Below are 11,741 nucleotides of genomic sequence, written 5' to 3'. Positions count from 1 at the left end.
GAGCAATGTCCATGCCACTCAAACTCTTCCGCAGGAACCAGGAACCGGAACCGGTTCGCCCCGGATCCCAGGGCCTCGCGCGCGGTAGTAGCGGAAACGCCGCCCCGATCGAGGACCCGCTGACCGTCCTGTCCGCGGAGCTGAGCCGAGCCCAGGAGGAGGCCGCGCGCTGGAAGCGGCACGCGGACACCTACGACCGCGAGCGCGCCGAGGCCTCGGCACTGAGCCACCACTACCGCGACGAGATGGAGCGCGCCGAGCGGGACCGCGATCACGCGTACCGGGAGCGGGCGCAGCTCCTCGCCTGGCTCGCTGCACTGCACCCGTCGACGGCCGTCATCACCGCCTCGCCCGACGTCGATGAGGACGGCTGGCAGCTGCTGTACCTCGTGGCCGGCGGCTGGCAGATGTCCTGGCACATCCACCCCCGCGACACCGAGCTCTTCAAGCACCTGACCGTGGTCGACGTGACCGACCCGCGGGCGCAGTGGGACGGGCATGGGTCGGAGCAGAAGTACGAGCGGATGCGGAACCACGTCCGGCTCCTGGCGCTCGATGGTCTGGGCGATGACGACCCGTCACCGCCCGTCAGCACGGCCGCTGGCGAGGCCGACGCGGAGCAGCGCTGATGCCCGAGCCGTACTACTCGACCTTCCTCGTCGCCGAGAACGCGCTGCTGGCCGCGGCCCTCACCGCCCGACTCTTCAAGGCGATCAGCACGCGCACCATGCTGGCTGTCCTCACCCTCGCCGCAGGCGTCACCGCCGTACGCCACTTCAGCACCCAGGCGTGGGTCTGGGGTGCCCTCGTCACCGTCGCGCTGGCCGTCCTCAGCTGGGCTTGGCTGACCGAACCGGCACGTCAGTCCCGTCAACGGAGGGCGTCATGACGGGCGTCGCCGCATACCTGACCTGCGTCATCGCCACCACCGCGGTCATGTGCTGTCACCACGGCGAGGGCACACCGCCCGGCGCGCACCCAGTCGCCCGTGCAGTCCGCCGGCACCGCCCCGCCTGGGCGCGCGGGCCGTACCGCGCCCGCCAGCTCGCCCGCCGTACCCGCCAGGAGCCCACGTGATCAATAACCCGAGCGGTGCCGACTGGCTCAGCGTCATCGTCCTCGCCTGGATCCTCCTCTCCGCCGTCGCCATGACCGTCCAGGCCACCTGGCGCGCGGCCGGCCGACGGCACGCCGAGGCCGACTGGGAACGCCGCCACGTACTCGGTGAGCGCCCTGCCCCGTTGGATCTCTGCTGCATGCTCGCGCGCCACAGCGATGGTGCAGCACACGACCGGCGGAAGTGCACGGACGAGTTCCACCGCATCACCGCCGACCTCGCATGACGAAGGGGCGCGCTTCACGTCTCGCCAGACCAGCGCGCCCCCAGGCAGTGATCACCGTACCGCCCCCACTGCCACCATGAGGAGCAGCGCCGTGACCGCAGCCCACACCACCACCGCAGCCGACCACCTCGACACCATCACCGAACGCTGGACCAGCCTCCAGGATCGCGTCGGCGACCGCCCCACCACCACCTGGCCCCCAGCCATGGGCATCACCCGCCTCATGAGCGACGAGGAGCGTCAGGAGCAGGCCGCCGAACGCGCCGACACTGCGACTGACGCCCCGGGCCCCCGTCCGACGCCCGTCGACGTCGACGTCCTGGACGTCATGACGACCATCGAGACCGGTCTCGTGACAGCCGCGGACTGGCTCGCCGAACGCATCCAGCGGCCGGCCTTCCGCGCCACCACAGGGCGCGGCTGGAGCGACGACGTCCACCGTCAGGTCGTGCTCCTCGCCGCGAAGGACTCGGCGGACCCGCGCCGCTGGACGTTCACCGGCCAGCGGACGGCACCCGAGGCCGCCGAGTGGCTGTCGCTCCGGCTCGGGGGCACGCCCGGCCCGTTCCGCACGCTGGATGAGGGCGAGCGCCAGGCCGTGGAGGAGGTGGCCCGCATGAGCGCCGAGCTGCTCCGGCGCACCCTCGGTGAAGCCCGCCGTAAGGAGGCCGTCCCGCACCCGTGCCCGCAGCCCTGCGGCGGCCAGTTGGTCGTCGAAGGCGGGGATGGCGCTCCGCCGGTCGTACGGTGCGAGGACTGCGGTCGCACATGGACGGATGTGCCCAGTGACGCAGCATGACGGGCGTCCCCGATGGAGCCCCGCGTTAACGATGGATAACCGGTTCTGGATGACCGGCGGCGCATAGTGTGTGCGCCCCCCTGTGCCGCCATGCCCCCAGCCTGACAGGCACACAAAGGGCAGTTCCTGACGCAGGATTACGAAGACACGAAGGGGCCCCAGCGTGCGGCTTCCCAACCATCACCGCTGCGGCCCCAACCTCACCTGAAAGGCGATACCCATGAACATAGCGCTGTGTTTGTCCGATGACGACGGCGCGCGCGGGTGGCGCGTCATCGTCGCGGCTGTCCTCATCCTCGTCATCGTGCTCTCGTGTGCCGGTGTGAGCCCCGAATGGGTTGCCGCCAGCGCGGCACTGATCGGGCTCGCGAGCACGAAGCGGTAAGCGCAGGGCACGCAGACGGGCGCCCCGGGGTCTCTCAAGAACCCTGGGGCGTTCCCCATTCGGCTACGCCCTCGGCCGCCGTCAACGCAGCACCGCGCATCTCGCAAGATCATCCCGCCCAGCCGACGCGCAACACGTCGATCCCGTCGGCGTACGCGGCGAACGTGATCCACGTCCGCGATCCGAACAGTGTGGCCGCGTCCCACCCGCCCGAGGCCGACCACGACTCCCGCCGGAACAGGGCCGCCGCGATCAGCTGAATCACCTCGCGGCGGCTGTCATCAACGAGTACGCCCCGCGCTTCTCCGCTTGCTCCGTGAGGTTAACGCGGTACATCACGCACCCCCGCTGTGTGATCAACCGGACCGTACCGTACGACGGTCTCCTGGCTGTGGGTGGCCCTATCGATAACCGGGTGATCCAGAATTTGGGGCACATCTCACCCGAATGGACGCGACGTGCTGCAATTCGCACAGTCGTGGGCAACCATTTCAGCAGGCGCTCAGAACAGGTAGGGGATTATGGCTACACCCAACAGCACAGAAGAGATAATTCGCATGTTCAATGCAATTGTCCGGCGAGAAGCCCCTCGGAACTCTGCACTAACATCTGACGCCTGGGCCCTGCTCGACAGCGCCCTCACTCCGAGGGCTGAGGAAATAATGGCTGCGAAAGGCGAAGACCGCGACAAGCTGTTTCAGGATTCCGCAGCCGCCCTCCAGCAGGCCGCGAGGGAAGCATCTTCCCAGATTGACCCCATCCGAGGCGAAGGTCGATACGCACGATTCCGCGCCGAAAGGGTAAAGGGCGGACCAGCCTTGGAGGTCGGCCGAGGCGAGATGTCCAGGCTCCTAAAGGACTTCGGCCCCATTCCTCCATTTTGCTAACGGAGACCGATCATGCCATTCAACCTGGCTAAAGAGGCAGTAGTTCAAGTCAACACCCTGGCGTCAGCAGTACTCGCCCTTTCGGTAACTTTCCGGAAAGACCTAGCTACCAAAGCAGATGAGACCTCGGTGGCGATTCTTCAGAGTTCATGGGGACTTCTTATCCTGTCCCTCTGCTCAGGCATCGTTGCTCTATTGGCGCTCACAGGGCAACTATCTAAGGCAGCGGCGGGAAATGCAGCGAATCTCTATGCGGGCGGACTGCGCCTTTTTTGGATCGTGCAGCTCGTTGCCTTTTTTGCCGGGATGGGGCTCTTCGGCGTCTTCGGCATCCGCGAAGTCTGAGGTCGGGAAAGTCGATCACGGCTGAGACCCCAACCGACTACTCCAGAAAACCGAGCACTGCGTCCGGGCCACATTGCGGGCAGGGCTTGACGCCGTCGGCGAGCGCGCGCAGCGCCCCCTCCCGGCTGATGCCCTTTGACCGTTTTCCGGCGTCCCAGCAGTCGCCGACGTGGACGTAGACCGCGGCCCGTCCGGACAGGCCGCGCTCGATCAGCCATTCCGGCGCTGGCGGCCGGGCCTGGAGGCCGCGCCGACACTCGGCTTCTCGCCGCTCCTCGTCGGCGATCCACCGTCGGGTGCGCTCCAGGTCCTTGAGCTGCACGCGCTCCAGGAAGCGGAGCAGCATGAGTCTCGACGGGACCGATTCGTTCACATGTTCTATTTTAACGCTAGGGTGACCTCCACATCGCCAGGGTCGAGGAGACGGCATGGAACACAGGGAACGGATGAGCGTCGAGGAGCTACTGCAGCGCCACGACGTGGACCCGGCCCTCTTGGACCCCGCGCCGGCGGACCCCGACCGTGCGCAGTTCAGGGCACGCTTCGCCCTGCACTGGACGCAGCCCTGCTCAGCCTGCGGAAAGACCCAGGACTGCCACACCTCCCGCGCCGTGACATTCCCGGAACACGGCACACGGTGGGTGGACCTTTGCCGTGATCACATGCTGGCGACCATGCCCGAGTGGCATGGTCCGTCCACAGTGGAGGGCATCTTGCAAGACATCCGGGAGGTCGTCGCCAAGCTGGCTGCCGAGCACGGTACGCCGGCCCGCGTGCGAGTCTGGACAGACGAGGACGGCTGGCATGACCTCGGTGAATGAGCCGGAGCGCTACCACCTCACCCTCAACTCTGCCAACCGCCCTGTACAGCACGGCTGGTGGGGCAGCGACGTGACGGCCCGCGCGAAGTTCACGGTCTGGGTGGGCGAGCACGGCAGCATGCCCGGCGCACGCCTCATCCTGGTCGACGAAGTCGAGGGCCGCACGCTGGCCGTAGGGCCGGAAGAGGCGTAGCGGTCAGCCGGGACGCCGTACGGCCTTCTTCACCGCCTGCTCCAACTCGTACCGGGACTCGCTCACGTCATCGCGGGCCGCGTACTCGGTCACCGCCGCCTGAAACTCGGCGGCCTTGTCGCGCCACACCCTGCGCTGCGCCTCCCAGTCCTCGCCATCGAGGCCAGTGAGCTTCGCACGCTCTGCTTCGGCGGAACGTTCCAGCTTGATCAATTCGTCGGGGATGTCTGCCACGACCGGATCCTAAGCTGACGCCCCGATGACGCCCGTCAGCGCGCCCCGTCGTTGGACCCGTAGCACCGCCCGCGTACGCGCGGTACCGTCATGGACGGCAGATGCCCCCCGTAGGGCGTCACCTCCAAACAGAACGAGCCCCGGCAAGAAGACTTAGGACCCCTCTCGCCGAGGCTCTGACCACAGGAGAGTGACCTCCTATGGCTGAGCTGCACCCTAGTGCGCCCAACCACCCCAGCAACACCCACCCACGCACCGTCACGGCACTCGCCATCACCGCCGCCGGACTGATCTTCCTCCTCACCGGCGTGTCCCTCTGGCTCTCCTACGAGCACCTCCACGACGTCGGCGCCCGTCACGGCTTCGCCGACGACCCGATCCGCGCCTGGGCCTGGCCCGCCACCCTCGACCTCTTCTACGCGGCCGGCGAGGTCCTCATCCTGCGAGCCGCGCTCGCCCGCCGCGTCGACTGGTGGGCGATCAGCCTCGTCGTTTTCGGTGCCGGCGGATCCATCGCGCTGAACATCGCCGGGGTCGGCCCGGGTGCCGAGCCGCTGGACTACGTGGTCGCCGCCGTGCCGCCCGTCGCGTCGCTGCTGGCGTTCGGCGCGCTGATGAACCAGCTGTACCGACTCCTCGTCCCAGCGCAGGACGTGACGCCCGTCGTCACCCCGGAGCGGCCCGCGACGGCCCCCGTCATGCCGCCCGCGCCCGCCGCACCTCCGGCCCCGAAGCCGATCACGTACAGCGATCCCCGGTGCGCCGCCGTCCGTCCCCTGTACGACAACGGCACCCGCCCGGGCACCAAGGCCATGCGGACCGCCATCATCGCCGCCGGGTTCGCCGACCTGTCGGACGGCGTGATCCGAGGCCAGCTCCGCGCCGAGGTTGAGCGGCACGAACCACACCTCGCGCAGCTCCCACCGGCCCCCGTCGCCATCAGCGCCGTTCCGTAGGCACACCGCCATGACCGCCGTCTTCGGCGTGTTCTGTGCTGCGTGCGCGCTGCTCGCGCTCGCCGGTCTGGCCCTCGTGGCCCCACGCGACGTCCCCCCGATCACCGGGACGACCGCGCTGATCCTGACTTTCGCCGCGCTCGCCGTGGCCATCCTCCGCTGAGGAACCTGTGAACTACGTGACGTTCGGCGGTGTCACCGTCGGTCTCTGCATCCTCATCTACCAGGTCGTCACCTGGTACCCAGGCTTCAAGACACTCCGCAGCGATCCTGCGCGGCAGCTCGGCAAGCTGCTGCCCTTCCTGCTCGGCTGGTCCTACGGCTGCCTCACCACTCTCGGCGTCGGGGGCCTCATCGGGACGGCGTCCAGCGCCACCCTCGGCCTGTCCAACTGGCTCGGCGACGTCGCCCTCGTATGGGGTGTCGGCGAGAGCAGCGGCCAACTCTCAGCGCGCCCCACGTTCGTGCCCTTGACCACGCCCGGCGCCGCCGTGGTGCTCATCCTGACCGTCGCGTTCATCGCGGCCGTGAAGAAGTCGAGGTACAGCTCTGAGCTCAAGCGCGGCGCATGGTGCGGTATCACGCTCGGCACCTCGGCCGGGATCGCCGGGTTCGCCGCTGTGCCGCTGGCCGAGGCCGCGAACTGGCTCGGTGACCAGGTCTACGGAGCGATCCGATGACCGACGAGACCGAGCAGCAGGCGGCGGACGACGCTGGGGGAGAGGACGAGGCGCCCGGCCGGATCGCTGGCGTATTCGTCATGGTCATCCTTGTCGGCATCGCCGTCTTGATGATGAAGGCCGTCATGACCTTCGCCCCGTACGTGGCCTACTTCGTGGCTGGCGTCCTCGTCACCGTGGGCGTGCAGAAGGCCCGGGCGCGCTGGGGACGGCGCGGCGACGACAGCACAGCCGCCGAGGAGGAGGCCGAGCAGCCAGACATCGCCGAAGCGCTGCGCCGCCTCGTCGGCGACGACCGAGGTGTCCTCCTCACCCGCCTCCGCGACGGGCTGAAGCTCCCCGACACCAAGGCCGTGAAGCAGCTGCTCGACGCCGACGGCATCCCATGGAAGCCCGTCCGCACCTCACGCGGGAACGGGCCCGGCGTACACGTGAAGGACATCCCGCCCGCCCCCTCCCCTGCCGCCGACGTACATGAGTCAGGTTGTTGTTGCAGGTCAGGCGACAACGGCAACAGCAACAACGGCGATGGAGAGGGGATCCGTGTAGAGGCCATCGGAGACGGCGGCCGACTCGTCCCGCCCCACCCCGCCCTCGAATTTCTGGTCGACCGCTTCTTCGCCGAAGCCGAGAAGAGTCGCGGCGGCGCCGACCCGGGGGAGGCGCGCGACCGATGATCCGACGCCTCCTCGCCGCCCTCGGCTACGAGCAGCAGCCGCTGTACTACTGCGCCTCATGCGGCGGCTACTACCCGATCCAGCACTTCTGCGAGTGACCCCCCAACAGAAGGAGAATGAGCATCATGAGTGAGCGACTGTCTGCGCGGGTTCTGCTGCTGTTCGGCGACGAGGCCGAGATCACGACGGAGCACCGCGACCACACGGATCCGGAGCGCGTGCCGGTGGCACGCCTGGTGGAGGAGACGGGTATCCCGCGCGAGGAGTTGGCCGGGGCCGCGTTGGTGGCCGTCGTGAGCGATGACGGGGAGCTGGTGCGGTTCGAGCGGGCCTGAGTCCGGGGGTGGGGGCGGTTGTTGGCCGTCCCCTTTTCCTCACGAACTGGTGTTGCAATATTAGAAGCGAATGCTGTAAAGTTATCCATGTCGGGACGGGGGGTGACAGCCCCGAAACCGACACCAGTTGAAAATTCCAGAGAGGAGAAGTCGTGGCAGACCACGACAACTACAGGGAGCGCCTCGTAGCGCTCATGGAAGGCCTCCTCGGCCTCTACGCCTACATGCAGGGGCTCTTCGAGGAACTTCCCCTCCCCGTTACCCTCCGGGACTTCGAACCGGCGGACGACGAGGACACCCCCAGTCAGGCGCTTCTGGCCCTGAACCGAGTGCGCCAGCTCATCGAGGACGAGCCGATCTCGGAACGCGACAAGCGAGCCTTCGAGCACCTGATACTCGATTGGTTCACCGCGTACGAACTGCTCGTCATCACACGGCTGGCGGGACCCGCTCCCTGGCGACTCGACGCGGCTGAGTTCTCACTCAACCGGGTCATCACCTGGATCGAAGTGATCGAGGAAGACGACCCGGACGACGACGAGTCGTAAAACCCACCCCGCCCCGGGCAGCCAGTCCGGGGTGGGGAACCCTCTCCTCTTGGGATCTTCACACCGCACAGCCAGCTGTCACAGAGCAAGATGAAAGGGGCCGGCGCGAACCCCAGGCATGCCTGGGGGTGACAGTGCGCCGGCCCCAACCAGTTGAAAACTCCGCAAAGGAGATTCGCCACCATGGTAGTCCGGCCCGGCTGGATCGCTCCCGAGATCGCTGAGCAGTACGGCGTGGGCATCCACACCGTCACTAAGACTTGGGCTCAGCACCCGGCCTGGCCCGCCTCGGTCGGGAAGCGCGGCCGGTACAAGGAGTACGACAGGCAGGCCATCGCCGACTTCGTACGGAAGCACGTCAAGCGCCAGGCCGTCGAGCTCGAACCGAAGCGGCTGTACACCGCGCAGCAGTTGGAGGACGCGGGCATCGGCATCAAGGCCGGGACCATCCGCGCCGACCTGACGCGTGGCCGGTGGCCCGAGCCGGACGACACGGACCATGGGATGAACCGTTGGACCGGGGAGACCGTCATGACGGCCATGACGGGCCGTCGCGGCTACCGGCGCAGCACGGATGAATGATCGCGACCGTCCCCCCGACGGTGGCGAAGAGCCATGGGCAGGGATCCTCTCGAATGTGGATCCCCGCCCATTCCGACTCCAAGGTCAAGACCCTCCGAGCCACCCATAGGCAGAGGACAGATTTGATCGTGAACTGCCGGGAGCCAGCAAGATGCTCGTGCCAGTGCACCACGCGCCGGTCCACAGTCGCTGATACTCGAACGATTGGTTTAGTGCTGACCTCGCGCCGAACGTGAACAACGTGCATTGCCCAGAAGGAACCGGACGGCGCTCGGCCTTAAGCCCGTTGAAAGTCGGCCCCGACCACGCGCAGAAGAAGCCAGTTTGGCAGGTTACTTGAGGGCTGGGAGCAGGCGCAGCGACCGCTGGAGGGCCAGAGAGAAGCGCCGCACCGAGAGCGACGACAGACGCCAACGCGGCCCCGAGTCGTAGCTGTATGGATGTACGCATGATCGATTCCTTCCCCCCGGGAGTCTCCCGGGCTCCGTTCGTGGCCGACAATGCGGCGCGCATGTGTACAGGAACCTTGCGAAAACCTTGCTTCGCTGGTCAGCGTGGGTCGGCTGGCGGAACGGTCGCAGACCGGTGCTTTCCTGCCGACCTCGCACGCGGCCGCTGGCGCGTGCCCGACGACACCACCGACGGCGTCAACCGCTGGTATGGCGCCACCGCCGCCAAGGCCATCGCCTGCCGCCGCGGATACCGCAATCGTTGACTCAGTTCCGAGTCAGTTCGCGGTCAGTCCACAGCTCTGACCTGCTGTTTCACCGCTGCATGACCCGAAATCGGGTCGAAAGCTGGTAATGTTTTTCCTGTCGCCTCACGTGTCAAAGCGCGGGGCACGGAGTGACCTGACCCGGCGGCCACCAGGCCAGGCCCTCCATGCAGTTCCACGAGCCCGGTCGCCTTTGATAAGGCCGGGCTCGCTGCGTTTGCAGCCCCGGCCGCTACCGGCTCGCGTGTGGGCGCCCCTTACTGGACGAACTGCCCCACAGTGGCGATGATCGCCACGAGCACACCAACCGCAGTCAGTCCCACCGACCACTTTTCGGGGCCGGTCCACCGCCTGCGCGGCTTGCCCATGTTGGACCTCACCACTGCTTCCTCCTTTCCTCCTTTCGCCCTGTCCGTCAGGGCGCCCGCCAGCCCCTGCGAAGAGGTCGACGGAGTTGTGGAGGAGGAGCAGGCGAAGCGGTGATAAGCATACGGTCGCGCAGAACTGAGATGCCCTGAGTCAACAAATCTTGGGCCTTAAAGGGTAAGCCTCGAGTGTCGGCAGCGACCACAACCCAAGCCCTCACTGACCGTCATGACGCCCCGTTGGCTGGTGTCTCCTCCAACTTCCCGTATGAGTCCAGCGTCCAGCGGACACCGCTGTCGTCCGTGAACGTCACACTGGGCCGATTGTTGTGGAGCGTGGATGCAGGCCAGAGCTGCGACTTGAACCGAACGGCACGACCCGGTCCAAGCAGGTGGACGGGAGCCGCGAGGCGATCACCAAGTTGAGCGCCCAAGTTGTGGGTGGCAGAGGGCGCAAGTTCGTACACCTCGACCGCGACGTACGCCGTACCGAAGCGCACCTCAATGCCGTGCACAGGGGCGTCGCTGGTATTCAGGATGGTCACGATCCAGTGATCTTCCTCGCCCGCAATGCCATCGATGTGCCTACTGATGGCCTTGTGGTGGTGCATGCGCAACTGCCGGGCCTGAGCCCACTTCCGGTCCTCGGCAGCCGCGCGGAGCTCGGCGCGCTCGAGCTCGAGAGTGGCCGACTGCTCAGCGATGAACTGCCGCTGTTCGCCGATCTGCTCCCGCTGGCTCCTGATCGTCTGGTACGCGAACAGTGCCGCGCCCCCCGCGAACACCGCCGCCAACCACGTGGGCGCATCGCCCCAATTCACTGCACTCACAGGCGCACCGTAGAGACGATGGCGGGCGGACGAGACGGGTTTCTCAAGACTCGTACCGGGAAGCACCCGGGGCCGCCGGAACTCCCACACGGCAGGACCCAGTGCGCCATCCTGAGACCATGCCAACCTCCATCCGGGCCACCGGGGCCGACAAGGACCTGACCCTCGACGAGCTCGCCCAGTTCGTCGAGGACGCGCGCAAGGCCGGCGTCCCCGGGGACAACCCCGTCCGCGCCGAGCTGTCGACGAGCCGGAAGATCAAGGAAATTGAGGTCGCCCTCGACGTCGACCGGGGCTGACCCGAGTGCGCGTCTTGCGGGCCCTGACGACTCGTCGTAGCTACCGATGCCGTACGGCGAATACCGACGAACATGCTGACGGCTGAGCAATGTTCACGGACAAGTTCACAGACTGCGAGTCGAGCATTTGCTAGGGGGAGAGCTATCATTTGATTAAGTCGACCCGGTCATATGAACCGCGTCGACGGAGAGCCCGACCCGGTCTCCACCCGAGCCGGGCCCTCCTACGCAGTTCACGAGCCCGGTCGTCCAGACATCGACCGGGCTCGCTGCATCCAGCAACCTGACCGGTTCATCCGACCGCGTTCGTCAGCCCCTATCGGACTGCCAGGAACTGCGCCGCGCCGATGGCGATGGTTGCTACCACCCCCGACGCCGCCAGGCCGAGCGTCCATTTCTGGTAGCTCGTCCAACGGCCTCGCTCCTCCGAACCGTCATGCTCTTCGGGGCGATCCTTGGGCTCCTCGGAGTGACCCTCGGAGTCTTGGGACGGGTTGCACATCGTGAGACCTCCCTTCCTCGCCGACCCGCCCTATGCAGGCCGGAGCAGGAGGCCGCACCCCCAACGCGACTCAAAAGAGGAGCTGTTCGGTCTCTACGTGAAATCATACCGGGGCCCCCGACAGTAGGAGTCCGGCGCAAGGACTCCCAGGTCAGGGGCACTTGATGTCCTCGGAGTCCACGCGCGCGGAGTCCTCGGAGTCCCCCCCGCCCCTGGGCACCCCGGGCGCCACGTCGTCCCGCCGC

24 protein-coding genes are annotated in these 11,741 nt (G+C 67.2%); 18 read left to right on the top strand and 6 right to left on the bottom strand.

The features are described from left to right. Nucleotides 1-11 precede the first annotated feature (11 nt). From AB0I98_RS16930 to AB0I98_RS16905, 6 genes are all read left to right on the top strand, one after another. A complete protein-coding gene (locus AB0I98_RS16930) occupies nt 12-629 on the top strand; it encodes a hypothetical protein (RefSeq protein WP_362941694.1) in 618 nt (205 codons plus the stop codon). Further along, entirely contained in the window at nt 629-889 is a 261-nt protein-coding gene (locus tag AB0I98_RS16925; RefSeq protein WP_362941692.1) for a hypothetical protein, read from the top strand. Before AB0I98_RS16930 ends, AB0I98_RS16925 begins: the two co-directional genes overlap by 1 nt. After that, nucleotides 886-1,077 carry a hypothetical protein gene (locus AB0I98_RS16920; RefSeq protein WP_362941689.1) on the top strand — a complete coding sequence of 64 codons (192 nt, stop codon included), beginning with the start codon at nt 886-888 and terminating at the stop codon, nt 1,075-1,077. The genes AB0I98_RS16925 and AB0I98_RS16920 overlap by 4 nt, the downstream gene beginning before the upstream one ends. Then, nucleotides 1,074-1,343 (top strand): hypothetical protein, encoded by a 270-nt coding sequence (locus AB0I98_RS16915; RefSeq protein ID WP_362941687.1) that lies wholly within the window; start codon nt 1,074-1,076, stop codon nt 1,341-1,343. The genes AB0I98_RS16920 and AB0I98_RS16915 overlap by 4 nt, the downstream gene beginning before the upstream one ends. A 91-nt stretch (nt 1,344-1,434) precedes the next feature. Further along, on the top strand, nt 1,435-2,142 hold the full coding sequence (locus AB0I98_RS16910) for a hypothetical protein (protein WP_362941684.1): 708 nt from the start codon (nt 1,435-1,437) through the stop codon (nt 2,140-2,142). Nucleotides 2,143-2,362: 220 nt separating this feature from the next. Beyond that, nucleotides 2,363-2,527 carry a hypothetical protein gene (locus AB0I98_RS16905; protein WP_362941682.1) on the top strand — a complete coding sequence of 55 codons (165 nt, stop codon included), beginning with the start codon at nt 2,363-2,365 and terminating at the stop codon, nt 2,525-2,527. Nucleotides 2,528-2,636: 109 nt separating this feature from the next. On the opposite strand, the gene AB0I98_RS16900 is transcribed toward AB0I98_RS16905, so the two are convergent. Beyond that, entirely contained in the window at nt 2,637-2,792 is a 156-nt protein-coding gene (locus tag AB0I98_RS16900; protein ID WP_362941679.1) for a hypothetical protein, read from the bottom strand. 634 nt (nt 2,793-3,426) lie between these two features. Between AB0I98_RS16900 and AB0I98_RS16895 the strand changes: the two genes are divergently transcribed. Next, the gene (locus AB0I98_RS16895; protein WP_362941677.1) at nt 3,427-3,759 is read left to right on the top strand and encodes a hypothetical protein; all 333 of its coding nucleotides are present in this window, start codon (nt 3,427-3,429) and stop codon (nt 3,757-3,759) included. A gap of 37 nt (nt 3,760-3,796) precedes the next feature. Here the strand turns inward: AB0I98_RS16895 and AB0I98_RS16890 are convergent, their stop codons facing one another. Then, nucleotides 3,797-4,132: a DUF6233 domain-containing protein gene (locus AB0I98_RS16890; RefSeq protein WP_362941674.1), complete on the bottom strand. Its 336-nt coding sequence runs from the start codon at nt 4,130-4,132 to the stop codon at nt 3,797-3,799. Nucleotides 4,133-4,187: 55 nt separating this feature from the next. On the opposite strand from AB0I98_RS16890, the gene AB0I98_RS16885 reads away from it, so the two are divergent. Together AB0I98_RS16885 and AB0I98_RS16880 are read left to right on the top strand one after the other, a co-directional pair. Next, complete coding sequence (locus AB0I98_RS16885; protein ID WP_362941672.1) at nt 4,188-4,580, top strand: hypothetical protein; 393 nt, start codon at nt 4,188-4,190, stop codon at nt 4,578-4,580. Continuing rightward, a complete protein-coding gene (locus AB0I98_RS16880; protein WP_362941669.1) occupies nt 4,564-4,773 on the top strand; it encodes a hypothetical protein in 210 nt (69 codons plus the stop codon). Before AB0I98_RS16885 ends, AB0I98_RS16880 begins: the two co-directional genes overlap by 17 nt. 3 nt (nt 4,774-4,776) lie before the next feature. Here AB0I98_RS16880 and AB0I98_RS16875 read toward each other — a convergent pair whose 3' ends face one another. Further along, nucleotides 4,777-5,007, bottom strand: a complete 231-nt coding sequence (locus tag AB0I98_RS16875) for a hypothetical protein (RefSeq protein WP_362941667.1) — start codon at nt 5,005-5,007, stop codon at nt 4,777-4,779. 200 nt (nt 5,008-5,207) lie between these two features. On the opposite strand from AB0I98_RS16875, the gene AB0I98_RS16870 reads away from it, so the two are divergent. The 7 genes from AB0I98_RS16870 to AB0I98_RS16840 all read left to right on the top strand — a co-directional run bounded on the left by AB0I98_RS16870 (nt 5,208) and on the right by AB0I98_RS16840 (nt 8,785). Next, nucleotides 5,208-5,963 (top strand): DUF2637 domain-containing protein, encoded by a 756-nt coding sequence (locus AB0I98_RS16870; RefSeq protein WP_362941665.1) that lies wholly within the window; start codon nt 5,208-5,210, stop codon nt 5,961-5,963. Between the two features lie 10 nt (nt 5,964-5,973). After that, nucleotides 5,974-6,126 carry a hypothetical protein gene (locus AB0I98_RS16865; protein WP_362941663.1) on the top strand — a complete coding sequence of 51 codons (153 nt, stop codon included), beginning with the start codon at nt 5,974-5,976 and terminating at the stop codon, nt 6,124-6,126. Between the two features lie 7 nt (nt 6,127-6,133). Further along, entirely contained in the window at nt 6,134-6,643 is a 510-nt protein-coding gene (locus AB0I98_RS16860) for a hypothetical protein (protein WP_362941661.1), read from the top strand. Continuing rightward, nucleotides 6,640-7,320 carry a hypothetical protein gene (locus AB0I98_RS16855; protein WP_362941659.1) on the top strand — a complete coding sequence of 227 codons (681 nt, stop codon included), beginning with the start codon at nt 6,640-6,642 and terminating at the stop codon, nt 7,318-7,320. The genes AB0I98_RS16860 and AB0I98_RS16855 overlap by 4 nt, the downstream gene beginning before the upstream one ends. A 125-nt stretch (nt 7,321-7,445) precedes the next feature. Continuing rightward, nucleotides 7,446-7,655, top strand: coding sequence for a hypothetical protein (locus AB0I98_RS16850; protein ID WP_362941657.1), 210 nt, complete (start codon nt 7,446-7,448; stop codon nt 7,653-7,655). 152 nt (nt 7,656-7,807) lie between these two features. Further along, on the top strand, nt 7,808-8,203 hold the full coding sequence (locus tag AB0I98_RS16845; protein ID WP_362941655.1) for a hypothetical protein: 396 nt from the start codon (nt 7,808-7,810) through the stop codon (nt 8,201-8,203). Between the two features lie 183 nt (nt 8,204-8,386). Then, nucleotides 8,387-8,785, top strand: a complete 399-nt coding sequence (locus AB0I98_RS16840; protein ID WP_362941652.1) for a hypothetical protein — start codon at nt 8,387-8,389, stop codon at nt 8,783-8,785. A gap of 84 nt (nt 8,786-8,869) precedes the next feature. Here the strand turns inward: AB0I98_RS16840 and AB0I98_RS16835 are convergent, their stop codons facing one another. After that, on the bottom strand, nt 8,870-9,235 hold the full coding sequence (locus AB0I98_RS16835) for a peptidase inhibitor family I36 protein (protein ID WP_362941651.1): 366 nt from the start codon (nt 9,233-9,235) through the stop codon (nt 8,870-8,872). Between AB0I98_RS16835 and AB0I98_RS16830 the strand changes: the two genes are divergently transcribed. Next, nucleotides 9,234-9,500 (top strand): hypothetical protein, encoded by a 267-nt coding sequence (locus AB0I98_RS16830; protein ID WP_362941649.1) that lies wholly within the window; start codon nt 9,234-9,236, stop codon nt 9,498-9,500. The two genes, AB0I98_RS16835 and AB0I98_RS16830, sit on opposite strands and share 2 nt — an antisense overlap. A 257-nt stretch (nt 9,501-9,757) precedes the next feature. On the opposite strand, the gene AB0I98_RS16825 is transcribed toward AB0I98_RS16830, so the two are convergent. Both AB0I98_RS16825 and AB0I98_RS16820 read right to left on the bottom strand, forming a co-directional pair. Further along, on the bottom strand, nt 9,758-9,880 hold the full coding sequence (locus tag AB0I98_RS16825; RefSeq protein ID WP_362941646.1) for a hypothetical protein: 123 nt from the start codon (nt 9,878-9,880) through the stop codon (nt 9,758-9,760). A gap of 212 nt (nt 9,881-10,092) precedes the next feature. Beyond that, nucleotides 10,093-10,695 (bottom strand): hypothetical protein, encoded by a 603-nt coding sequence (locus tag AB0I98_RS16820; protein WP_362941643.1) that lies wholly within the window; start codon nt 10,693-10,695, stop codon nt 10,093-10,095. A gap of 119 nt (nt 10,696-10,814) precedes the next feature. Here AB0I98_RS16820 and AB0I98_RS16815 point away from each other — a divergent pair, with 119 nt between their 5' ends. Continuing rightward, nucleotides 10,815-10,994 carry a hypothetical protein gene (locus tag AB0I98_RS16815; protein WP_362941640.1) on the top strand — a complete coding sequence of 60 codons (180 nt, stop codon included), beginning with the start codon at nt 10,815-10,817 and terminating at the stop codon, nt 10,992-10,994. Nucleotides 10,995-11,741: the final 747 nt, after the last annotated feature.

Source organism: Streptomyces sp. NPDC050211, assembly GCF_040656035.1.
Classification (GTDB): domain Bacteria; phylum Actinomycetota; class Actinomycetes; order Streptomycetales; family Streptomycetaceae; genus Streptomyces.
The sequence above is the reverse complement of the archived record's forward strand: the minus strand, read 5'-3'. Positions and strand labels throughout refer to the sequence as shown.

Excerpts from the sequence above, each read along its gene's own strand:
- AB0I98_RS16830 (WP_362941649.1), top strand. The coding sequence starts at position 9,234 with ATGATCGATTCCTTCCCCCCGGGAGTCTCCCGGGCTCCGTTCGTGGCC.
- AB0I98_RS16895 (WP_362941677.1), top strand. The coding sequence starts at position 3,427 with ATGCCATTCAACCTGGCTAAAGAGGCAGTAGTTCAAGTCAACACCCTG.
- AB0I98_RS16885 (WP_362941672.1), top strand. The coding sequence starts at position 4,188 with ATGGAACACAGGGAACGGATGAGCGTCGAGGAGCTACTGCAGCGCCAC.
- AB0I98_RS16815 (WP_362941640.1), top strand. The coding sequence starts at position 10,815 with ATGCCAACCTCCATCCGGGCCACCGGGGCCGACAAGGACCTGACCCTC.
- AB0I98_RS16855 (WP_362941659.1), top strand. The coding sequence starts at position 6,640 with ATGACCGACGAGACCGAGCAGCAGGCGGCGGACGACGCTGGGGGAGAG.
- AB0I98_RS16920 (WP_362941689.1), top strand. The coding sequence starts at position 886 with ATGACGGGCGTCGCCGCATACCTGACCTGCGTCATCGCCACCACCGCG.
- AB0I98_RS16925 (WP_362941692.1), top strand. The coding sequence starts at position 629 with ATGCCCGAGCCGTACTACTCGACCTTCCTCGTCGCCGAGAACGCGCTG.
- AB0I98_RS16835 (WP_362941651.1), bottom strand. The coding sequence starts at position 9,235 with ATGCGTACATCCATACAGCTACGACTCGGGGCCGCGTTGGCGTCTGTC.
- AB0I98_RS16880 (WP_362941669.1), top strand. The coding sequence starts at position 4,564 with ATGACCTCGGTGAATGAGCCGGAGCGCTACCACCTCACCCTCAACTCT.
- AB0I98_RS16840 (WP_362941652.1), top strand. The coding sequence starts at position 8,387 with ATGGTAGTCCGGCCCGGCTGGATCGCTCCCGAGATCGCTGAGCAGTAC.
- AB0I98_RS16865 (WP_362941663.1), top strand. The coding sequence starts at position 5,974 with ATGACCGCCGTCTTCGGCGTGTTCTGTGCTGCGTGCGCGCTGCTCGCG.
- AB0I98_RS16905 (WP_362941682.1), top strand. The coding sequence starts at position 2,363 with ATGAACATAGCGCTGTGTTTGTCCGATGACGACGGCGCGCGCGGGTGG.
- AB0I98_RS16930 (WP_362941694.1), top strand. The coding sequence starts at position 12 with ATGCCACTCAAACTCTTCCGCAGGAACCAGGAACCGGAACCGGTTCGC.
- AB0I98_RS16850 (WP_362941657.1), top strand. The coding sequence starts at position 7,446 with ATGAGTGAGCGACTGTCTGCGCGGGTTCTGCTGCTGTTCGGCGACGAG.
- AB0I98_RS16870 (WP_362941665.1), top strand. The coding sequence starts at position 5,208 with ATGGCTGAGCTGCACCCTAGTGCGCCCAACCACCCCAGCAACACCCAC.